Consider the following 21409-nt stretch of genomic DNA (forward strand, 5'->3'; position numbering starts at 1 on the left):
CCACCGTCGGAGTGACCCGGGGTCGCGCCACCGTCGGCCGGACCCTCGGCGCCACCGTCGGCGCCACCGTCCTGGTGACCCGGGGTCGCCCCACCGTCGGCCGGACCCTCGGCGCCACCGTCGGCGCCACCGTCCTGGTGACCCGGGGTCGCCCCACCGTCGGCCGGACCCTCGGCGCCACCGTCGGCGCCACCGTCCTGGTGACCCGGGGTCGCCCCACCGTCGGCCGGACCCTCGGCGCCACCGTCGGCGCCACCGTCCTGGTGACCCGGGGTCGCCCCACCGTCGGCCGGACCCTCGAGGCCGCCGCCGCTGGTGGTCGTCATGTCGTCGTCGTTGAGTGCCATGAGTGCTCCCTCGGGTGTGCCGCCCCGCCGTACGCCGGGGTCCGTCGTGCAGCGGGTGGTACCCCACGCGCGATCTTCTCTAACCACACCGTAGACGGCCGTCGCGCCCGATACGGGCGGTTCACCGGTCAACCGTGGCGACAGGTGGCCCCGTTGAGGGTGAACAGGGTCGGCGAGGCGTTGGTGCCGCCGTGGGTGCCCTGGAAGCCGAAACTCACGGTGCCGCCGGGGGCGAGGGTGCCGTTCCACGCGGCGTTGCGGGCGGTGACCTGCGTACCGGACTGGGTCACCGTGGCGTTCCACCCTCCGGTGACCGTCTGGCCCGAGGTGAAGGCGAACCGGACGGTCCAGCCGTCGACGGTGGCCGGCCCGTCGTTGCGCACGCGCACCTCGGCCGTGAAGCCCGTGTTCCAGGAGTTGGGGACGTAGGTGACGGAGCAGCCGGGCGGCGGCAATGTCGGCGTCGGCGTCGGCGTGGTGGGGGTGGGCGTGGGTGCCGCGCCGAGCGCCTCGGCGACGGCCCGGTACGCGGGCTTGGGCGCGTAGTTCTCGTCGAACATCAGCGCCGCTCCCTGGCCGGAGAAGAACTCCGGGATCCAGGAGTACCGGTCGGTGAGGCCCCAGGTGGTCACGCCCCGGCACCGGGTCACCGCGAGACAGGCCTGCCAGACCTTGCGATAGTCGGCGGCCTGCTGGGCCAGTTCGTTGGCATCGGCGGGCAGCGGCACCCGGACGTCGAGTTCGGTGATCCGTACGTCCACGCCGAGGTCGGCGAAGCGCTGGAGGTTGGCCTGGAAGTCGGCGGGGACCTGACCGAGGACGAAGTGGCCCTGGAAGCCGACGCAGTCGATCGGCACCCCGGTGGCCTTGAAGGACTTGACCAGGTTGTAGACGGCGTTGCTCTTCGCGTTCACACCCTCGATGCTGTAGTCGTTGAGGCACAGGTCGACGTCGGGATCGGCGGCCCGGGCGGTGGTGAAGGCCTCGGCGAGGTAGCCGTTGCCGAGCTTCTGCTGGAAGACGGAGTCGCCCCGGCGGGAGCCGTCGCCGTTGTCGGAGAACGCCTCGTTGACCACGTCCCAGGCGGCGACGCGGCCCTCGTACCGGTCGACGACGGTGGTGATGTGGTGGCGCATGGCGGCGCGGAGCTGGTCGGCCGGCAGGGTGCTCACCCAGCTCGGCAGCGCCTGGTGCCAGACCAGGGTGTGGCCGTAGAGCTTCTTGCCGGTGGTCGTGGCGTAGTCCGCCACCACGTCCGAGGAGGTCCATCGGAACTGTCCCCGGACCGGCTCGACCGAGTCCCACTTCATGGCGTTCTCGGCGACGACGAGGGAGAACTCCTCGTCGGCGACGGCCCGGTACGCGGGCTCGGAGATGCGGTCGACGGCGAGGGCGAAACCCACGTCGCGGCCGGTGGCGGCGGCGAGGCTCCGCAGCGACGTGGCCGCGTCGGCGTCGTCGGCGAGGGTGACGGCGGTGGCGCTGCCGAGCAGCGTGGCGGCGAGGGTCGCGGCGAGCAGTGCGCTGCGGCCGAGCCGGCGGTGCGAAGACATACGGTCCCTGTCCTTCGTCGGGGCCACCCGGGGGCGGCATGGTTACGACGTCGGTCGATGGGAGCGCTACCACATTTTGTCAGCGGCCCCGGCGCCCGTCAACGCCGGACCCTGACCGGCACGGTCACCGTCCGCACCGCCGCGCCGGGCGGCGCGAGCCGGCAGTCGGTGACAGGATGGTCGGGGCGACCACGACGGAGGTGGAGGGACCGAGCCGACCGGTGGGCGCCCCGGCTCGGCGTCCGCCGCGGCGCCGCGTTCGAGGTGTTCCACTTCGACCTCTGGTGAGGCGCGGGCGATGATTCTGGTCGGCACGTCCGGTTGGCAGTACCGCGACTGGCGGGACCGCTTCTACCCCGCCGGCCTGCCGCAGCGGCTCTGGCTGGAGCACTTCGCGGCGCGCTTCGCCACGGTCGAGGTCAACAACGCCTTCTACCGGCTGCCGGAGCGGGACACGTTCGCCGCCTGGCGGGCCCGTACGCCCGACGACTTCTGCGTGGCGGTGAAGATGAGTCGCTACCTCACCCACATCAAACGGCTGCGGGAGCCGGCGGAGCCGGTGGCACGGTTCCTCGGCCGGGCCAACGCCCTGGGCGACCGGCTCGGCCCGGTGCTGCTGCAACTGCCGCCCACCCTGCCGGCCGACCCGGACGCGCTGGACGCGACCCTGCGCCTCTTCCCCGCCGACGTACGGGTCGCGGTGGAGCCGCGCCACCCCTCCTGGTGGACCGACGCCACCCAGAGGGTGCTGGAGCGGCGGCGCGCGGCGCTGGTCTGGGCCGACCGGCTCGGCCGGCCGGTGGCGCCGCGGTGGCGCACGACCGACTTCGGGTACCTGCGCCTGCACGAGGGCCGCGCCCGGCCGCACCCGCGCTACGGGCGGGCGGCCCTGGCCTCCTGGGTGCGCCGGCTGACCGACACGTTCGCGGCCGACGAGCCGGCGTACGTCTACTTCAACAACGACCCGGGCGGTGCGGCCATCGTCGACGCGGCCGCCTTCGCCGACCTGGCCCGAAGCGCCGGCGTGCCGGTCAGCCGGACGCCAGAGCGGTCCGCGGCCGGCTGAGCCGGCCGCGGACCGCGCGGCCCGACCCGTCCACGGGTCGGGCCGGCGCGCGTCACGGGATGATCCGCGCCAGGTCCTTGGGCATCTGGGACTTCACGTCCTGCCACTCGCCCTGGGTGACGTGACGGCGCAGGGTGTCCAGCACCACCTGCACGACACGCTCGGGGCCACCCTCGACGTCGTACGGGAAGCCCTGCCGCACCTCGTAGAGGAAGTCGTCCCGGTTCAGCTTCACCGGCACGTCCTCGGGCTTCCAGCCGTCGAAGTAGATCCCGCGCACCAGTACCGGCAACTGCGCGGCGAACTCCGCGCTCTCCTGCACCGGCATCCGGTCGCGCAGCAGGTGCAGCACGGTCCGCAGCGCCGCGTACGACTGGTTGCGCTGCTCCTTGGGCCAGCCGTACGCGCTCTCGATCTCCTTGAGGATCACGTTCGTCTTGTCCATTGAGGACTCGAACGCCGAATGCAGCTGCTCAGCCATCTCTCCACCCCCGTACGTAGGTCTCCCACGGTCGGTCGTCGGCGCGCCCCGGAGGCCCTGCCGGGCCACGCCACTGCCGGGTCGGAACGACCCGCGCGGCTCGCGGTGTGCGCCGCGCGTCGCCGGTCCTGCCGATGACGTGCAGCACGGCGCCGCGTCGTCGATCCGGTACCACCCGAACCGTCATGTCCAGCCCACCTCCGTACTGTTCGGCTCCGCGCGACCGGCTCCGTCGGCGGACGGCCGCACGCACCGTCCATGCTGCGCCGGAGGAGGGTGAGGCGACCTCACCCGGTGGGGGTGAGGTCAGCCGGCGGCGTCGAGCATCTTCGCCAGGGTGGCGGCGTTGGTCTGCGCGTAGTCCCGGTAGCAGTTGTTCATGAGCACGTGGGTCTGCGCGGCGGAGTCGGCCAGCTCGCGCAGCTTCGGGGCCCACTGCTTCAGCTCCCGGTCGGAGTACCGGTAGCCGAACTTCTCGTGGATGTCCTTGCTGGTCCACTTGTCGCTGTGGCCGTGGAAGCGGACCACCGCGAGGTCCGCGGTGGCGGCCAGCACCGGGGGAACCGACGAGCGGTGCCCCTGCGGCATGTCCACCGCGACGTACGGCAGCCGGTGCTGGCGCAGGAAGGACAGGGTCTCGTCGGCGCTGTCACCGTCGAACCAGGACTGGTGGCGGAACTCGAAGACCGGACGCAGCGGGGCGCAGCGCTTCGCCACCTCCAGCAGGTACTGCTTGTTGTCCCGTCGGATGGTGAACCACGGCGGGAACTGGAACAGCAGCGCACCGAGCTTGCCCGCCTCGACCAGGGGGTCGAGCGCGCTGAGGAACCGCGTCCAGACCTCCTCGTACGCCTGCGGTGGCAGGTCGTCGGGGTAGACGTTCTTCTTGTCGGTGTCCGGCCGGAGGTCCTTGTAGAGGGCGCTGACCTTCGTCGGGTGGCCGGTCAACAGGCTGAACGCCTTCACGTTGAAGGTGAATCCGGCCGGCGTGCGCTCGGCCCACAACCGCGCCGTGCGCTCGGCCGGCGGCGAGTAGTAGGTGGCGTCCACCTCGACCAGCGGGAACTGCCGGGCGTAGTAGGCGAGCCGCTTCTCCGGCGTGTCCGCCGTCTGCGGGTACCAGCCCGAGTCGAGCAACGTGCGATCGGTCCAGGACGCCGTCCCCACCCGGATGTCACCCATGGAGGGAGTCCACCGCGTCCCGGACCGACCGGCAAGCCGAGAAGGCGGTCAGGCCGCCCGACGCTCGCGGTTCTGCTTGCACGTGACGCAGGCCGTCGCCGAGGGGAAGATCTCCAGCCGCTCCACCGGGATCGGCGCGGAGCAGCCCTCGCAGAAGCCGTAGGTGCCCTCCTCCAGGCGGGTCAGGGCGTGCTCGTACTGGGTGCGTCGGTCGAGGATGGTCCGCAGCAACGACTGCGCGGTGTCCCGCTCGGCGGTCTTGGTGCCGCTGTCGGCCTGGTCGTCGCCGGCCGTGTCGCCCACCTCGACCAGCCGCAGCACCTGGCTCTGCAGCACGGCCTGCTCGTACTCCGCGGAGAGCTCGTCGTACCGGGCCTGCAGAGAGTGCCGGATCTGGTCGATCTCGTGCTGGGACCGACCGGTACCGACCGTGTCGTGGACGAGCATCGCTGCCTGCCTTTCTGAGGGCCGAACGGCCACCGGGGTGCCGGTGGCGCGGGCCCCGGCCAATGGTCGTCTCGGCACGGGCGATCACCCGTGCTCTGTGAGCCGGGCGAATACCCCCGTCTCCGGCGGACCAAACCGATCATCTGCGCCGGTTTTCAGCCCGTCTCGAGGGCCTCCACGACCGCGGGGTGCCGGGGGTCGTCGAGGCGTACCACGACGTCGGCGAAGGTGGCCGGGGCGACCTCGTCGGCGTACCGGGCGAAGGCCGGCAGGGTCCAGGTCAGCGCCGGTTCGGTGCGGCGTGTCAGGGCTCCCGGCGAGAGCTGCAGGTGCACGGTGACGTCGAAGGGCAGGCCACCGCCGAGCAGCAGTGCGCCACTGACCAGCAGCACCCCGCCCGGCGGCAGGTCGACGTACGCGGCGCGGCTGGACCGGTCGGTCCGCGCGTCCCACAGCGACGGCAGAACCCGGCCGGAGCCGCCGGGCCCGGCCGGGTCGAGCACCTCCCGGCGCAGGCCCGCCTCGTCCACCCACCCCTCGTAGTAGGCGTCCGGGTTGGTGCGACCGTGTTCGAGGCGTACCGAGGCGGGCCGCAGGAAGTCCTCGGCCCGGACGTGCAGCGCCGGCCGGCTCCGCTCCCGCAGGGGATCGACCAGCGCCTCGGCCAGCACGTCGGGGCCGGCCGCCGGTGCGCCGTCGACGGCGACGCGCAGCCGGCCCGCCGGGTCGGTGCCGGCGAGCAGGTCGGCCAGCTCGGCCACGAGCAGGTCGGGAGAGACGGGACGAACGCGCATCCGACCATGGTGCCCCCCGCCGCTGTGCCGCTGTACTGCTCTGCCGCTGTACCGCAGCCGGGCGCGGCGCAGCCCACCGGGCCGTGGGTTCACCGGGGGCGTCCGGTCGGCGGGTCGGCGGGTCGGCGGGTCGGCGACCTTGGTCGCCTCGGTGACACACCGTCATGTCGGCGGCGGGCGGCACGACACGGCTCGACCCCTTTGCTCTGCACCCCAGGACGCGCCAGTTACTCATCGTCATGATCAGTGCCGAGGGCGTACTCGGCCGCTGGACGAAAGGTGCAGGTCAGGGGAATGGCGCGTATCAGGGTGCAGAGCAAAGGGGAAATCGGCAGTGGTGGTGCCCCCCTCCGCGCACCACGAAGCGTCACCTCTACCGAGCGTGACGCCGCTGCGGACCAGCTCTACCTTTGTCGTTGCGATCGAGTCGCCCTACGAGAACACCGTGCCGTGAACACACACGCCCGCCAGAAGGCGGCGCCCGGCCCGGTACCCGCCCAGCCGACTCCGCCCGCCACCCGGCTGCCCCCTCGCCCCTGCCGGAACGGGTCGCCACTGGGGGCGAGAGAGATCTTGGTAGGGAAAGGCCCTCCTGGGGCCGTTCCCTACCAAGATCTGCACGCTTTCCGGCATGTGGGAGCCGGATCCCGGCGGGTACGGGTCAGCCGGTGCGGTCGATGGTGATCCGTGCGTCGTCGGCGAGCCGGTAGCCGACCCCGTAGACCGTGGTGACCAGTGGGACGTCCACGCCGACCTTGCCGCGCAGCCGCCGTACGTGCACGTCGACCGTTCGCACCCCGGCGTGCTCGTAGCCCCACACGGCGTTGAGCAGCTGGAGCCGGGTGAACACCCGCCGCGGGTGGGCGACCAGGTGCAGCAGCAGGTCGAACTCCAGACGGGTCAACGGAAGCGCCTCGCCGTCGCGCAGCACCGAGCGGGAGGCGGCCAGGATGTGCAGGGCGGGGATGGTGGGCGCCAGTGGCCGGGACGGTGACCGGCCGGCGGGAACCGGGTCCGGGCGGCGCTCGACCGGGGCGTTGGTGGTGGCGGTGATCGTTCCTTCGCCGCGCTCCAGCATCTCCCGGGCGGCCTCGAGCAGTCGGCGGGCCGGCGGGGTCAGCGACTCCTCACAGGCGAGCGGGATCGTGAGCGTGACCGTGAGCATCGGTGCGGCGGTGTTCGCGGGCCGGCGCTGACCGCCGGGGGGCCGACCGGGAACAGCGGGCTGGGACGTATGCCATCCGGCGCGCGACGAGGCGGGGCTGACCGACATGGTCCTCCTTGGCTGGTCCGGGTTACTCCCCACGGCCCGGGACGCCGCTTCATCGATGCTTCCCGGCGCCCGTGCAGGGGTCAAGGGGCGGCTGCGTTGCATGAATGTGACAATTGACGAACACATCGGAGCCAAACGCTCGCTCTGCGTACGAAGCCTGATGATTACAGCAGAGCCGCCGAGTTAACCCGATACGGGGGGTACCCGCCCGGTTCATATTCGACGCGGTCATCAACCCACCGTGGTGGAGAAACGTGATTCACGAGCAGGTGGCGCCGTCCGGGCGCGCTCCCATGTGGAAGCGCCCGTCCCGAGCGCGGGACGGGCGACACGAGGAACGGTCAGTGGTCGTGGTCGATGTCGATGCGCGCCTCGTCGGCGAGGCGGTAGCCGACCCCGTAGACCGTCGTCACCACGGGCAGGCCGCCGAGCTTGGCGCGCAGCCGCCGGACGTGCACGTCGACCGTGCGGGCGGTGGCGTGCTCGTACCCCCAGACACTGGTCAGGAGTTGCAGCCGGGTGAAGACCCGGTGCGGTCGTTGGGCGAGGAACAGCAGCAGGTCGTACTCCATCCGGGTGAGCGGGACCACCCGCCCGCCCTGGCGGACGACCCGGACGCCGGCCAGGATCGTCACCGCCTCCGGATCGGCGGGCCGGGGCGGGACGCCCGCCCCGGTGGCCGGTCGCAGCCGGCCCTCCCCCGTCTCGGCAAGCTCGCCGAGCAGGTCCAACAGCCGCGCCAGCCGGGGGCTCACCGGGCCGGGGGCGAGGTCGACGGTGATGGTGAGCGTCGACGTCGACGTCGACAGCGGACGGCCGGTGCCGGCCGGCGCGAGCGCGGGCGGGTGGGCCTCCCGCTGCCGGACCTCGGCGAGGCGCGGGCGGACGGGGATGGCGACGACGGACATGGCGACCTCCTGCGGCGGGTGCCGCCGCGCCCGGTGAAGCGCGGCGGTCAGCGTGAGCGCCGGCCGGCGGTCACCGGTGGCGCGAGGGTGGACGGACGGTGCGGCGGCGTGGGGCCGAGGGTGGGCAGGCCGGCGATCCGCCACGCGGCGAAACCGCCGACGACGTCGGTGGCCCGGTGCAGGCCGAGGTCCCGCAGGGCGGCGGCGGCCAACGACGACGTGTAGCCCTCCTGACAGAGGACGACGATCGGCAGGTCGTAGGAGACGGCGAGCGGCAGCCGGGCGGGACAGCGGGGGTCGAAGCGCCACTCCAGCACGTTGCGCTCGACGGCGAGGGACCCTGGCACCGTCCCGTGCGCGGCCCGCTGGGCGGCCGGACGGATGTCCACCAGCAGCGCACCGCGGCGGTACGCGACGTGCGCCCGCTCGGGGTCGAGCCGGTCCAGCCGGGCCCGGGCGGCGGCCAGGATCTCGTCGATGCCCCGGGATCCCGGTGGCGGGGTGGTGGGACGGGCGGTCGCCGGGGTGTCGATCAGGGACATCGGTGGTCCTTCCGGAGTCGGGCGGGAGTGTTTCACCAGGCCACGCCGGCCTCGGCCACCTCGGCGACCCGGAGTCGACCGTCGGCGAGCAGGTAGCGGGTCATCCGGCGCAGCGCGGGCCGGTACACGTGGACGCTGACCGCCGGGACGGCGTCGCGGTTGGTCACCACGTGCACGTGCCGGGGCCCGAACCGGCGCCCCACGCCGGCGGCGAGGCGCTGCGGGCGGAGCCGGCCGGCACCGACCGTCTCCTCGGTCAGCACCCCGGCGACGACGAGGAACGCCCCCGCGGAGCCGCCGTGGTCGTGCAGGTCGGTGCCCTGACCCGGCAGCCAGCTCAGCGCCCACACCTCGTGGTCGGCGCCGGTGGCGAGTCGGGCGTACCAGCGCTGGTCGGGGTCGTACCGCAGGGGCGACGGCCAGGCCGCGGGGTCGGTCCACCGACGGGCGACGGCGAGCAGGTCGGGCTCGGGAGTGTGCATGCGGAGAGGTTCCCGTCCGTGCGGCGGCAGGTCCGCCCCCGAGCTTAGACGCCTAAGCCTATAGGTTTAGTAGGTAATCCTGGATGCTGGGACGGAGGCGGCCCGCGGCGAACGCGCGGCGACTCCCCGGCGCGCCGGAGCCCGGACCGGTATACAAAGGCGGTGGAGGATCCCGTACCCGAGCAGATGCGCGCCGCCGGCTCGGCCCTGCTCGCCGCTTTGGACGAACCGGAGCGCACCCGTGTGGCGCACCGGTTCGACGACGACGCCGCCCGGCGCTGGCTGGAGTACCGGCCGCGTCCCCGGCCCGGAGTGTGCCTCGCCGACCTCGACCGCGCCGCGCGCAAGGCCGCCCACCGGCTGCTGGCCACCGCCCTCAGCCCGACGGCGTACGCGCAGGCGATGGCGATCGTCGCGCTGGAGGAGGTGCTGGACCGGGCCGAGGGGTGGCGCAGGGGGCGACACAGCGACGACTACTCGGTGGCCGTCTTCGGTGACCCCGACCGGGACGACGCCTGGGCGTGGCGTGTGGAGGGGCACCACCTGTCGGTGAGCATGACGGTGGTCGACGACCAGGTCTCCCCCGCGCCGGTGTTCTTCGGGGCCAACCCGGCCGCCGTCCGGTACGCCGGTCGTCCCGTCCTGCGCCCGCTCGGCGTCGAGGAGGACCTGGGGCGCGCCATGCTGGACGCGATGGGACCGGCCGGTCGTGCCGCCGCGATCATCGCCGACGAGGCGCCGGCCGACATCGTCAGCGCGACCCGGCCTCGCGTCGACGGCCCGCTGGAACCGCTCGGCGTGGCGACCGACCGGCTCGGGCCGGGCGCGCGGGCCCTCGTCGGCCAGCTCGTCGCGGCGTACCTGGAACGCCTGCCACCGGCCCTGGCCCAGCACGAGGCGCAGCGGCTCGACGGCGGACAGCTGCACTTCGCCTGGGCCGGCTCCACCCGTCCCGGCCAGCGCCACTACTACCGGGTGCAGGGCGACGACCTGCTGGTCGAGTACGACAACACCACCGACGACGGTAACCACGCGCACACGGTGCTGCGCCGGCCGGCGAGCGACTTCGGCGCGGACGTGCTCGCCGCCCACCACGCGCGGGCGCACGGCTGACCGGTTCCGCTCAGTCGGCGGGCCGGATCGCCTCGACGAGGAAGCGGCGGGCGTGGGCCACGAACGGCCCCTCGGCCCGGATGCGGTCGTGCAGGCGTACCAGCGCGGGACGGTGCCGCTCGACGGTGAAGCCGGGAACGGTCCACACCACCTTGCGCAGGAACCAGACCACCGCCGCGACGTCGTGGAACACCGTGCGCAGGGTGGCCTCCCGCAGGTCCACCACCCGCAGCCCGGCCGCCTCCGCGTCGGCCACGGCCCGCTCGGGGTGCCGGTCGGCGGGTGGCGGCAGCGGACCGAGGATCGCCTCACTGAGTTCCCGTACGGTCCCCGGGCCGATCTGCTGGGACAGGAAGGTCCCGCCCGGTCGCAGCACCCGCGCGGTCTCGGCCCAGTCGGTGCGGACCGGGTGCCGGCTCACCACCAGGTCGAACGCGGCGTCCCGGAACGGTAGCGGCGCTCCGGGCGTGACCGCGACGACGCGACCTCCGACGGGACGCAGCGTACGGGCCGCGACGGTCACGTTGGGCGGCCAGCCCTCGGTGGCCACGAGCAGCGGCGGCGACTGCGGCAGCTCCGCGAGGACCTCTCCCCCGCCCGTGTCCACGTCCAGCGCCGCACGGGCGGCCGCCATCCGGGTGGCGACGCGGCGCGCGTACCCCCAGGGCGGGCGTTCCTCGGCCGCCCGGCCGGCGAGCCAGTCGAACGCCCAGCCGTCCACCGGCGCGGCGGCCCCCTCGGCGATCAGGGCGTCGACGTCGGATTCGCGTTCCACCCCCGCAGCCTCGCCGACCGCCGCGACGACCGGCAACGGAGTTACCGCCGGACGATCTCCGCGGTCGAGCCGCCGACGCCACCGAGCACCTCGAAGGTGCCCGCCTCGGCCCGCCGCCGGGAGTCGAACTGTCGCATCAGCCGGGCGCCCAGCCGCACCCCGACCGCGCCGACGGCCAGCGCGACCAGCTCGGTGGCGAGCAGCACGGCGTCGGCACCGCGCTGCGGGGCGTCCGCCCGGACCAGGCAGGCCACCAGGAACAGCCCGGCCATCGCCGCGTTCACCAGGTTGAAGGTCACCGCCGTGCGGCGGGTGGCGTCACCCGGGGAGTCCCACAGGTCCACCATCCCGGCGACCGTGGTGAGGGCGGCGGCCACCAGCGCGGCCACCGACGTCCAGTAACCCACCTCGCCGAGGAAGGCCGGCCCCCCGATCACGTCGGTCAGGTCGAACACCGTCGCGCTCACGAAGAGCCCGAACGGGAACGTCACCAGCATCGGTTGGATCGGATGGCCCTGCACCCGCAGTCGGCTCTCCATCGCATTCCCCCAGGTCGGCTCAGGTCGCCAGTCCAGGGTGCTACCCGGGCGCCACCGGGACGAAACGACACGCTCAGGAGTCCCGGGGCCGCGACACCGTGCTGACCAGCCGCTCCGCCACCTCCCGCAGCGGGATGGAGAGCGATTCCGCGGCGCTGCGCAGCACCTGGAGGGCCTCCTCCGGCGGGCAGCCGCGCTGCGTCATGATCACACCGACGGCCTGCCCGACGACGCCCTCGGAGAGCAGCGTCGCGTCCCGGTCCCCGACCTGCGCCGCCACCCGGGCCCGGTCCCGCACGGCCGCCAGCAGCAGGCCGGCGTGCTCGGCGAGGAGCATCGCGGTCAGCTGGTGCTGCGGGGTGAGCACGTCGGTGGCGCCGGCGTACAGGTTGATCGCCCCGATCACCTGCTCGTCGACGTCGACCGGCGCGGAGATCACCCCTTGCACGCCGAACTCGCGGGCCCGGCCGGTCCACGCCGGCCAGCGCGTCTCCCGGGTGAGGTTCTCGGAGAGGATCATCTCGCGGCGGCGGATCGCCTCCATGGCCGGTGAGTCCGGCCCGTGGCGCAGGTCGTCGAGCCCGGCCAGCCGGGCGTCCGACGCCGCCACGCCGGCCGGCTCACCGGCCCGCAGGGCGGTGAAGCCGCACCAACTGACCCCGGCCACCGCGTCCCGCGCGATCCGGACCAGGGCGCTGAGCGCCTCGTCGAAGTCACCGACGGCGATCAGGCCGGCGGTCAACTCCCGCAGCAGGGCGGCCGTCTCCAGCACGCCCAGCGTCTCCACCACCGGGTCCCGCGTGTCGAGGTTCACCGGTCCACAGCTCCCGCCGTACCCGCCCGCGTCGCCGCGCGCCCGACCGGTGTCGTCACCCGTCCCATCCTCTGCACTCTCCCGATTCTCCGACCCGCCCTACTACCCCCGCGAACTGGGGTCGAAACGGCGCAAAGGGGGCCCCTTCCCGCACCGGTGCGTGCCGGAAGGGGCCGCCGACAGGTCAGCGGGACGCGGCGGTGAGCCGCCGGCCGACCGACGCGATGAGCCGGTCCAGCTCCGAGCCGAACGGGTTGTCGTGCACCAGGTACGTCCAGGTGGCGCTGGGACGCGCCAGCTGCGCCTGGTCCGGCTCCCAGTCCTCGTCGAACTCGCTGGAGGTGAAGGTCTCGATGGTCCGCCGCTCGATCTCCGGGACCAGGTTGTTGAACGCCGGCACCGCCGACCGGTGGAACTCGTCCAGCGGGTCCAGCCGGCCCAGCGCCCGCAGGTGAACGCCCTCGCGCACCTCGGACAGCTCGGCGAGGTGCTCCGCCCAGAGCCGGTCCAGGTGGTGCAGCGCGATCGACCGGGCCACCCGCGCCAGCAGGTCCTCGTCCATCTCGCCGGCCTTCTCCGGCACCCGGTCCAGCAGCATCAGCGCGGCCACGTCGGTGGTGAGCAGCCGCTCGCGGCGCTCCGCGAGGGCCTTGCGCTGCTGCTCGATCACCACGCTGTACCGCCACGTGTTGCGGTGGATCTCGTGGTTGACGCCCTCGGCGACCCGCTGGGCGTGCTCGACGGCGTAGTCCACCTGCGGGTCGGTGACCAGACCGTCGGCGTTCATCCGGGGCGACGCCGGGACGGTGTCGCCCGCGTGCCGGGCGACCAGGTCGTCCTCCAGGCTGACGAAGAACACCGAGCCGCCCGGGTCGCCCTGGCGACCGGCGCGCCCGCGGAGCTGGTCGTCGACCCGGCGGCTGTCGTGCCGGCCGCTGCCGATCACGTAGAGGCCGTCCAGCTCGGCCACCCGGTCGTGGTCGGCCTGGTCGCTGCCGCCGAGCCGGATGTCCACGCCCCGGCCGGCCATCTGGGTGGAGACGGTGACGGCGCCGTACGCGCCCGCCTCGGCGATGATCGCCGCCTCCTCGTCGTCGTTCTTGGCGTTGAGCACCACGCAGGGCACCCCGGCGGAGCTCAGGGCGGCGGCGAGGCTCTCGGACTCCTTGACGTCGAGGGTGCCGACCAGCACCGGGCGACCCCGGTCGTGGTTGCGCTTGATCTCGTCGACCAGCGCCTCCTCCTTCTCCGCCCGGGTGGCGTAGATGCGGTCCTGCTCGTCCTCGCGGATGCAGGGGGTGTTCGGCGGGATGACCGCCACCTCCAGGCCGAAGAACTCCCGCAGCTGGTCGCCCACCAGCACCGCGGTCGCGGTCATGCCGCACACCGTGGGGTACAGCCCGATGTACGCCTGCACGGCGATCGTGCCGAGCACCTCGCCCTCGGCGGTGGCGTCCAGGCCCTCCTTGGCCTCGACCGCCGCCTGGAGCCCGTCGGGCCAGCGACGGCGCTGGGCGACCCGCCCCCGCATCTCGTCGATCAGCTCGACCGAGCCGTCCCGCACGATGTAGTCGACGTCGCGGTGCAGCAGGGCGTGTGCGTGCAGCGCCACGTTCACCGCGGAGAGCTGGGCGACGTGCTCCTCGTCGTACAGGTCGATGCCGAGCTTGGCCTCGACGGTGGCCAGGCCGGTCGACGTGAAGGCCACGCTGCGCCCGTCCTCGGCGACCGTGTAGTGCTTGCCCTTGCGCAGCCCGCGCACCAGGGCGGCGGCGGCGTGGACCGGGTCCTGCTCGCCCGGCACCGCGCCGGCCAGGACCATCGGCACCCGAGCCTCGTCGATCAGGATGGAGTCGGCCTCGTCCACGATCGCGGTGCGCAGCGGCGGCTGCACCCGGTCCTCAATGTCGGTGACCAGCTGGTCACGCAGGTAGTCGAACCCGGCCTCGCTGACCGAGACGTAGGTGACGTCGCAGGCGTACGCGTCGCGCCGCTCCTGCGGGGTGGAGGCCTCGTTGACCCAGCCCACGGTGAGGCCGAGCAGGGTGTAGACCGGTTCCATCCACTGGGCGTCGCGGCGGGCCAGGTAGTCGTTGACGGTGAGCACGTGCACCGGGCCGTTGCCGACCCGCACGTGCCCGTACGCGGCGACGACGGCGGTGAGCGTCTTGCCCTCACCGGTGGCCATCTCGGCGACCTTGCCCGACAGCAGCGCCATCGCGCCGAGCAGCTGCACGTCGTACGGCCGCTGGTCGAGGGCGCGTCGGGCGGCCTCGCGGCCGATCGCGCAGATCTCCGTGTAGCCCTCGGCGCGGCCGGCGGCCTCGGTCAGCTCGACGTCGTCGAGCGCCGCCAGCTCGTCCTCGCGCGCCTCGATGGCCGGCAGCAGCTTCTCCAGCGGACCCAGATCCACCGTCGTGCCCGGGCGCTGGAGGAAGCGCCGGAACCTGGTCTTCAACCGTTGCGACACACCCATGAGCGGCAACGGTACGCGACCGGACGCACCCGCCGCGTCCCGGTCGGCGGTCGCCGCGCCGGGGTGTCGCCCCGCGGGCCGGGGCTCAGCCGACGAGGAGCTGGTGGGCGGCGAGTTCCCGGTACAGGGGGCTGGTGGTGGTCAACTGGTCGTGGGTGCCGGCGGCGACCACCCGGCCGCCGTCGAGCACCACGATCTGGTCGGCGTCCACGACGGTGGAGAGCCGGTGCGCCACGATCAACAAGGTCCGGCGGACGGCCACGGCGTCGATCGCGCGGCGCAGCGCCGCCTCGTTGCGGGCGTCGAGGTTGCTGGTCGGCTCGTCGAGCAGCAGCACCGGCGGGCCGGCCAGCAGGGTCCGGGCGATGGCGAGTCGCTGCCGCTCGCCGCCGGAGAGCAGCACGCCGCCCTCCCCCACCTGCACGTCCAGGCCCTCGGCGGCGCGCTCGGCCAGGTGGCCGAGGTTGACCTCGTCGAGCACGGCACGCAGCTGGTCGTCGGTGGCCGCCGGCGCGGTGATCAGCAGGTTCTCCCGGAGCGTGCCGGCCAGGACGGGCGCCTCCTGCTCGACGTAGCCGAGGCGGGCCCGCAGCGCGTCGCGGGGCAGGTCCCGCACGTCGATTCCGTCGACGCGCAGCGCGCCGGCGGTGACCTCGTAGAAGCGCTCGACGAGGGCCAGCAGGGTGGACTTGCCGGCGCCCGAGGGGCCGACCAGGGCGGTCCGGGTGCCGGCCGGAACGGCGAAGCTCACCTCGTGCAGCACCGGTGGCCCGCCGGGGTAGCCGAAGCCGACGCGGTCGAACTCGATCATGGGTACCGGCCCGCCGGCCGCTGCCCGGTCCACGGTCACCGTCGGCCCGGCCCGGTCGGCGGCCCCCTCCGCGGGGATCTCCAGGACCTCCTCGATCCGCTGGAGCGCGCCGAGGCCGGTCTGCAACTGGGTGTACGCGTGCACCGCCTGCCCCAGCGGCAGCACCAGGAAGAACAGGAACATGATGAACGCGACCAGGTCGCCGACGGTGATCGCGCCGGACGCCACCCGGGCCCCGCCGAGGCCGAGCACCAGCAGGAAGGCGCTCTGGATGGTCACCGTGCTCACCGGCCCGACGACCGCCTGGACCCGGGCCACCCGCAGACCCGCCGTGTACGCCGCCTCGGCGCTGGCCCCGACCGTGTCGGCCTCGCGCCGCTCGGCGCGGGCGGCGCGGATGGTCCGGGCCGCCGAGATCGCCCGCTCCACGGTCGAGGTCATGTCGCCGATGCGCTCCTGCGCGGCGCGGGCCAGGTCGCGTACCCGGCGGGCGACGGTGACCGCGAAGCCGACGCCGGCGGCCACCCCGAGCAGGGTCACGCCGAACAGCACCGGGTCGAGCAGCACCATCGCGCCGGCCGCGCCGACCACCATCACCGCTCCGGTGACCACCTCGAACAGGCCGGAGGTCACCACCGCCCGCAGCAGGGTGGTGTCCGAGCCGACCCGGGACAGCAGGTCACCGGTGCGGCGCTGGTCGTACTCGGCGATCGGCAGGCGCAGGAGGTGCCCGGCCAGGCGCCGCCGGGTGCCCAGCACCACACCCTCGGCGGTGCGCTGGAGCAGGTAGTCCCGGAGCCCGCCGACCACCGCGGCGACCACCACGAGGCCGACCAGCACGGTGACGAGGCCGGCCACCGGACGGGCGGCGGTGACCCCGTCGAGGACCGAACGGGTCAGCAGCGGCTGCGCCAGCGACGCCGCCGCACCGAGCAACGACAGCGCGCCCACCACGGCGAGGGTGCCGCGGTGGGCGCGCAGGTACGGCAGCAGGGCGGGCAGGCCGACCCGCCGGTTCTCCTCGGCGCTCATGCGGGGAACGGTAGCCGCCGGGCGCGAGGGCGGATCAGGGGGTGAAGACCACCTGGAGCTCCTGCCGGCGGCGTTCGGCCAGGTCGGTCAGGAGCGCGGGGGCCTCCTCGAACGGTACGACCGCCGACACCAGGTGCTTGCGGATCGCCTCGCCGTGGACCCGGAGCAGGTCGATGGTCTCGGCGGAGAGCCGTTCCCGGTCCCAGGTCGGCGCGAGCCCGCGCGGCACCCGCCCGATCTGGGCACAGCGCAGCGACAGGCCGTTGTGGTGGAACTCCTCGCCGAGACGCACCGCGTCGGCGCCGTCCTGGTAGAAGGCCAGGTCGACCACCGTGCCCTGGGGACGCAGCAGTCGCAGCGCCAGCTGGAGCGCCCACGCCTGCCCCCGGCACTGGAACACCACGTCCGCTCCCCGGTCGCCGGCGGCGTGGTTCCAGCGGGTCTTGAGGACCACCGCCGGGTCGTCGGCCTCCGGGTCCAGGGTCTCCAGGCCCAGCGCCTCGGCGACCGCCCGGCGCTGCGGCGTCGGGTCGAGCACCACCACCGAGGCGGCACCGTGCCGCTGGGCGAACAGGGCGGTGAGCAGCGCCACCACGCCGCTGCCGACCACCGCGACCCGCCGGCCGCGCACCCCGTCGCCGAGGGAGCGCACGTCGGTCCCGCACAGGTCGGCGGCGGCGTGCAGGACGCCGTTGGCGCAGATCGGACCCATGTGCGCGACGTACACGCCGAGCAGCGGGTCCAGGTCCTCGGGCAGCGGCACGAACCGCTCCTTCACCGGGTCCGCCACGTAGCCGGTGCGGTGGCCGTAGGTCATGGCACCGACGGTGCCCACCGCCACCGCCGGGGTACGGCTCTCCACCACCCGTCCGACCTGCATGTAGCCGAGCCGGGTCACCGGGTACGGGGTGCTCGCCTCGCCCGGCTGAAACAGGCCGAGGTCGGCGTTCCAGGTCACGTTCAGGTAGGGGTTGGTGCCCTTGACGAAGCTCAGCTCGGTGCCGGCGGAGACACCGCTGTGCAGCGTCTCGACCCGGAAGCCGCCCTCGGGCACCTCGCCGGCGTCCTGCTCGACCAGTTCGACCCGGCCCGGGCCGCTGACCACCACGACCGTGTCACGCATCGACGGTCACCCCCGTGGTGACGGCCGGCGCGACGCCCGGGGCGTCCAGGCGGACGGTGCGCCCGGAGCGGGCCGAGTCGGCGACCGCGAGGGCGAGCCGCTGGGTGGCCAGCGCCTCGGCGTACGGGACGCGCACGTCGTCGCCGATCCCGCGGACCGCGTCGACGAACGCCCGGTCCACGGCCACCCGCGCCGCGTCCGGGTCGGCGTCGAACCGGCGCTCCCCCTCGGCGTCGCGCACCACGAGGCCGTCCTCGGCCAGCGACAGGGCCAGCCCGTCGGCGAGGATCTCCAGCCCGGCCCGGTGCTTCCAGCCCAGCACGCACGCCGCACTGAGGGTGCCGACCGCGCCACCGGCGAACCGCAGCGCCGCGGTGGTCACCGAGTCGATGTCGGCGCCGTCGACCGGCGGCGGCGTCCCGTCACCGTACGCGGTGACCTCGGCCACCTCGCCGGCCAGCAGCCGGATCAGGTCCAGTACGTGGGCGGCCTGCTCGACGACCGGTCCGCCCGAGCGGTCCCGCTGCGACCACCAGGCCACCGGGGGCACCTTGTCCAGCCACGCGCCGCTGACCATCCGGATCGGACGGTCGGCGAGCAGTTCCCGGGCCCGGTCGACCAGCGGCGAGTACCGCCAGTGGTGTCCGACCCCGGTCAGCAGGCCCCGCCGGGCCACCAGGTCACCGATCCGTTCGGCGGTGGCGAGGTCCACCGCGACCGGCTTCTCCACGAACATCGGCACACCGGCGGCGATCACCGCCTCCTCGGCCGGGCCGTGCGCGAACGGGGGCACGCAGACGTACACCGCGTCCGGCCCCGCGGCCAGCAACTCCTCGACATCGGAGAAGGTCCGGGCGCCGTGCGCGCCCGCCAGCTCCGCCGCCGCGTCCGGCACGACGTCGGTCACCCCGAGCACCTCGACGTCATCGAAACCGCCCAACACGCGAGCATGGCGTTGCGCCACCCCACCGGCCCCTACCAGCCCAATCCGGCACGTGCGCATGTACGACCCTCTCGCCACAGTTTCATGTTCTCGGCGTCAGCACTCCCCCGGCGTGGGCGCAATCAAACGTTCACCCCCCCGGGAACGCCCTGGTGCCCCAGGTGTGATCAAGCTGTTAGCCCCTACCCGGTTAGCGCGAGCAGGGTAGTGGGAAAACCAACTCTGGTTTTTCCGCCCACGATCAGGGGGTGCCTGTGCGGAATACGGAAACGACGGTCTCGCCGGTGGTGGAGGCGTGGGCCACCTACCGGACGACGTCGGCGGCCGACTGGCCGGCGCGGCGACTGATGCGTGCCAAGGGTGACAGCCGGGTCAGCGTGGTGCTGCCGGCGCGCAACGAGGAAGCCACGGTCGGCGCGATCGTGTCGACGATCCGTGAGCACCTGATGGACCGGGTGTCGCTCGTCGACGAGTTGATCGTGGTGGACTCGCGGTCCGACGACCGCACGGCCGAGGTGGCCCGTGCCGCGGGCGCCGAGGTGGTGAGTCAGGACGCGATGACCCGGGGCCTGCCCCGGCTCAACGGCAAGGGGGACGCTCTCTGGGCGGGCCTCGCGGCGGCCGAAGGAGACATCGTCGCGTTCGTCGACGCCGACCTTCGGGAGTTCCGTCCGCACTTCGTCACCGGGCTGATCGGCCCGCTGCTCACCGACCCGTCGGTGGACTTCGTGAAGGGCTTCTACCACCGCCCGCTGGTGGGTGCGACCAGCGTGGAGGCCGACGGCGGCGGTCGAGTGACCGAGCTCATGGCCCGTCCGCTGCTCAACCTGTTCTGGCCCGAACTGGCGGGCTTCGTGCAGCCGCTCGCCGGTGAGTACGCCGGCCGCCGCGAGGTGCTGGCGCAGGTGCCGTTCGTCTCCGGTTACGGCGTCGAGACGGCGATGCTCATCGACCTGCTCGAGATGGTCGGGCTGGACGCGCTGGCCCAGGTGGACCTGGGCGAGCGCAAGCACCGCCACCAGGACACGGCGGCGCTGGGCCGGATGTCGGCCCAGATCATGCACACCGCCTGGTCGCGGTTGCAGCGGCGGGGCTGGGCGGCTCCCGGTGCCATGCCGGCCGCGCTGCTGACGCAGTTCCGACGGGGTGGCTCCGACGCGCTGCCCAACCTCGACCGGGAGATCGTCGTCAGCGACGTGTCGATCGAGGAGCGTCCGCCGCTGGCGGAACTGCGGCACCGGGTGCCGCGGCGCCGGGTGGCCGCGGCGTGAGGACCCGGTCGCACCGACCGGTCGATGGTGGAGTGCGGGCGCCCCGGCGGCCCGCCGAGGGAAGGAACCCGGCACGATGAGCCTCACCGTCCTGATGAACGCCGGTCCGTGGTTGTCCGTGCCGCCGCCCGGCTACGGCGGTATCGAGAACGTCATCGCCACCCTGGTGCCGGAGCTGCGCCGACTGGGCGTGAAGGTCGTGCTGGCCTCCGTGGAGAGCAGCACCCTGCCGGTCGACGAGAAGTTCTCGGTCTTCCCCGACGGCCAGTTCCACGCCCTGCAACGGCCGTACAACCAGGTCTGCGGCATCGCCCAGGCGCATCTCGGCGGGGTGGTGCGGGCCCTGCACTCCCGCGACGACATCGACCTCGTGCACGACCACGTCGAGGCCGTCGGCCTGGCCACGCTCGCCGCGATGGGTCCGGACGCACCGCCGGCTCTGCACACGCTGCACTGGGACCTGGCCAAGCACCCGGAGCTCTACGGCAACCTCGACGGCGGTGACCGGGTCCGGGTCAACGGGGTCTCCGCCTCACAGCTGGCCCGGGCGCCGCAGGCGCTGCGGGACCACTCGGTGGGGCACGTGCACCTGTCCACCCCCCTCGCCGTCGACGCGGACCGGCGGCCCCGGGCGGACAAGGGCGACTACCTGATCATCCTGGGGCGGATCAACCCCGGCAAGGGGCAGGACGTCGGCGCGCGGCTCGCCCAGCGCGTCGGGGTCCCGCTGGTGCTGGCCGGTCCGGTCGGGCCATACCACCGGCCGGAGGACCTGGCCGCGGCCGGCGACGAGGCGCGGCAGAACCCGGACGTGCGGTTCTTCTACGACGAGGTCGCGCCGCACGTCGACGGCGACCGGGTCCGGTGGGTCGGGACGGTCGCCGGGCAGGAGCGCGACGACCTGCTGGCCGGTGCCCGGGCGTCGCTGTTCCCGCTGCGGTGGGAGGAGCCCGGCGGCACCGCCGTGGTGGAGTCGCTGGCGCTCGGGACGCCGGTGGTGGCGACCGCGCGGGGCTGCCTGCCGGAGCTGATCGAGCACGGCCGCACCGGCCTGCTCACCACCGACGAGGACGAGCTTGGTGACCTGCTGCTGGCCGCCAGCCTGCTGGACCCGGACGAGTGCCGCCGGGAGGCCGCCGTGCGGTTCACCCCGGCGGTGATGGCGGAGCGGTACGTGGCGCTCTACGAGCGGGTCCGGACGGTCGCGGCGGCACCGCGCCTGCAACCCGTCTGAGCCGCGTCGTCCCGTACCGGGCCGGTCCGCCGTCACGGCGGGCCGGTCCGGTACGGAAGCCGCGCGACGATCCCGGATCGCCGGTCCCGCCTGATCCTCCCGTCCCGCTGGACCCGCCCGTCCCGCAGACCCGGCCGGCTCGGCCGTCCCGGCAGCCCGCCCGGCCCGGCGGTCCGCTGGCCCGATAATCCGCCTGGCCTGGA

20 protein-coding genes and 1 pseudogene are annotated in these 21409 nt (G+C 73.8%); 4 read left to right on the forward strand and 17 right to left on the reverse strand.

Annotated features, from left to right (window positions below; genetic code table 11):
* Window positions 1-47: 47 nt before the first annotated feature.
* Window positions 48-347: pseudogene (locus tag ACTMSW_RS13560) on the reverse strand (hypothetical protein); the annotation flags it as partial.
* Between the two features lie 128 nt (window positions 348-475).
* Window positions 476-1900 carry an endo-1,4-beta-xylanase gene (locus ACTMSW_RS13565; protein ID WP_441180941.1) on the reverse strand — a complete coding sequence of 475 codons (1425 nt, stop codon included), beginning with the start codon at window positions 1898-1900 and terminating at the stop codon, window positions 476-478.
* A gap of 298 nt (window positions 1901-2198) precedes the next feature.
* Here ACTMSW_RS13565 and ACTMSW_RS13570 point away from each other — a divergent pair, with 298 nt between their 5' ends.
* Window positions 2199-2966 (forward strand): DUF72 domain-containing protein, encoded by a 768-nt coding sequence (locus ACTMSW_RS13570; RefSeq protein ID WP_441180942.1) that lies wholly within the window; start codon window positions 2199-2201, stop codon window positions 2964-2966.
* 52 nt (window positions 2967-3018) lie between these two features.
* Here the strand turns inward: ACTMSW_RS13570 and ACTMSW_RS13575 are convergent, their stop codons facing one another.
* From ACTMSW_RS13575 to ACTMSW_RS13610, 8 genes are all read right to left on the reverse strand, one after another.
* A complete protein-coding gene (locus ACTMSW_RS13575; protein WP_357041249.1) occupies window positions 3019-3447 on the reverse strand; it encodes a DUF2267 domain-containing protein in 429 nt (142 codons plus the stop codon).
* Between the two features lie 306 nt (window positions 3448-3753).
* Window positions 3754-4629 carry a DUF72 domain-containing protein gene (locus tag ACTMSW_RS13580; RefSeq protein ID WP_441180943.1) on the reverse strand — a complete coding sequence of 292 codons (876 nt, stop codon included), beginning with the start codon at window positions 4627-4629 and terminating at the stop codon, window positions 3754-3756.
* 48 nt (window positions 4630-4677) lie between these two features.
* Entirely contained in the window at window positions 4678-5076 is a 399-nt protein-coding gene (locus ACTMSW_RS13585; RefSeq protein WP_441180944.1) for a TraR/DksA family transcriptional regulator, read from the reverse strand.
* Between the two features lie 155 nt (window positions 5077-5231).
* Window positions 5232-5870, reverse strand: a complete 639-nt coding sequence (locus ACTMSW_RS13590) for a uridine kinase (RefSeq protein ID WP_441180945.1) — start codon at window positions 5868-5870, stop codon at window positions 5232-5234.
* A gap of 661 nt (window positions 5871-6531) precedes the next feature.
* On the reverse strand, window positions 6532-7143 hold the full coding sequence (locus ACTMSW_RS13595; RefSeq protein WP_441180946.1) for a winged helix-turn-helix domain-containing protein: 612 nt from the start codon (window positions 7141-7143) through the stop codon (window positions 6532-6534).
* A 341-nt stretch (window positions 7144-7484) separates the two neighbouring features.
* Complete coding sequence (locus ACTMSW_RS13600; RefSeq protein WP_441180947.1) at window positions 7485-8051, reverse strand: winged helix-turn-helix domain-containing protein; 567 nt, start codon at window positions 8049-8051, stop codon at window positions 7485-7487.
* Between the two features lie 47 nt (window positions 8052-8098).
* On the reverse strand, window positions 8099-8593 hold the full coding sequence (locus tag ACTMSW_RS13605; protein WP_441180948.1) for a rhodanese-like domain-containing protein: 495 nt from the start codon (window positions 8591-8593) through the stop codon (window positions 8099-8101).
* Between the two features lie 32 nt (window positions 8594-8625).
* Window positions 8626-9075 carry a cysteine dioxygenase gene (locus tag ACTMSW_RS13610; protein ID WP_441180949.1) on the reverse strand — a complete coding sequence of 150 codons (450 nt, stop codon included), beginning with the start codon at window positions 9073-9075 and terminating at the stop codon, window positions 8626-8628.
* A 186-nt stretch (window positions 9076-9261) separates the two neighbouring features.
* Between ACTMSW_RS13610 and ACTMSW_RS13615 the strand changes: the two genes are divergently transcribed.
* Window positions 9262-10188 (forward strand): DUF3500 domain-containing protein, encoded by a 927-nt coding sequence (locus tag ACTMSW_RS13615; protein WP_441181062.1) that lies wholly within the window; start codon window positions 9262-9264, stop codon window positions 10186-10188.
* Window positions 10189-10198: 10 nt separating this feature from the next.
* Here the strand turns inward: ACTMSW_RS13615 and ACTMSW_RS13620 are convergent, their stop codons facing one another.
* The 7 genes from ACTMSW_RS13620 to ACTMSW_RS13650 all read right to left on the reverse strand — a co-directional run bounded on the left by ACTMSW_RS13620 (window position 10199) and on the right by ACTMSW_RS13650 (window position 18761).
* Window positions 10199-10963 (reverse strand): class I SAM-dependent methyltransferase, encoded by a 765-nt coding sequence (locus tag ACTMSW_RS13620; RefSeq protein WP_441180950.1) that lies wholly within the window; start codon window positions 10961-10963, stop codon window positions 10199-10201.
* Window positions 10964-11004: 41 nt separating this feature from the next.
* Window positions 11005-11502, reverse strand: coding sequence for a DUF2231 domain-containing protein (locus ACTMSW_RS13625; protein WP_441180951.1), 498 nt, complete (start codon window positions 11500-11502; stop codon window positions 11005-11007).
* A 73-nt stretch (window positions 11503-11575) separates the two neighbouring features.
* A complete protein-coding gene (locus ACTMSW_RS13630) occupies window positions 11576-12316 on the reverse strand; it encodes a GAF and ANTAR domain-containing protein (RefSeq protein WP_441180952.1) in 741 nt (246 codons plus the stop codon).
* A gap of 184 nt (window positions 12317-12500) precedes the next feature.
* Window positions 12501-14792 carry an accessory Sec system translocase SecA2 gene (gene secA2, locus ACTMSW_RS13635; protein WP_441180953.1) on the reverse strand — a complete coding sequence of 764 codons (2292 nt, stop codon included), beginning with the start codon at window positions 14790-14792 and terminating at the stop codon, window positions 12501-12503.
* Window positions 14793-14877: 85 nt separating this feature from the next.
* Window positions 14878-16635 (reverse strand): ABC transporter ATP-binding protein, encoded by a 1758-nt coding sequence (locus tag ACTMSW_RS13640; RefSeq protein WP_441180954.1) that lies wholly within the window; start codon window positions 16633-16635, stop codon window positions 14878-14880.
* Window positions 16636-16669: 34 nt separating this feature from the next.
* Window positions 16670-17758, reverse strand: a complete 1089-nt coding sequence (locus tag ACTMSW_RS13645) for a zinc-binding dehydrogenase (RefSeq protein WP_441180955.1) — start codon at window positions 17756-17758, stop codon at window positions 16670-16672.
* Window positions 17751-18761 (reverse strand): Gfo/Idh/MocA family protein, encoded by a 1011-nt coding sequence (locus ACTMSW_RS13650; protein WP_441180956.1) that lies wholly within the window; start codon window positions 18759-18761, stop codon window positions 17751-17753. The genes ACTMSW_RS13645 and ACTMSW_RS13650 overlap by 8 nt, the downstream gene beginning before the upstream one ends.
* 227 nt (window positions 18762-18988) lie before the next feature.
* Here ACTMSW_RS13650 and ACTMSW_RS13655 point away from each other — a divergent pair, with 227 nt between their 5' ends.
* Window positions 18989-19972, forward strand: coding sequence for a glucosyl-3-phosphoglycerate synthase (locus ACTMSW_RS13655; protein ID WP_441181063.1), 984 nt, complete (start codon window positions 18989-18991; stop codon window positions 19970-19972).
* A gap of 76 nt (window positions 19973-20048) precedes the next feature.
* The gene (locus ACTMSW_RS13660; protein ID WP_441180957.1) at window positions 20049-21206 is read left to right on the forward strand and encodes a glycosyltransferase; all 1158 of its coding nucleotides are present in this window, start codon (window positions 20049-20051) and stop codon (window positions 21204-21206) included.
* The last annotated feature ends 203 nt before the right edge of the window (window positions 21207-21409 follow it).

This window comes from Micromonospora sp. BQ11 (assembly GCF_052068135.1).
Classification (GTDB): domain Bacteria; phylum Actinomycetota; class Actinomycetes; order Mycobacteriales; family Micromonosporaceae; genus Micromonospora.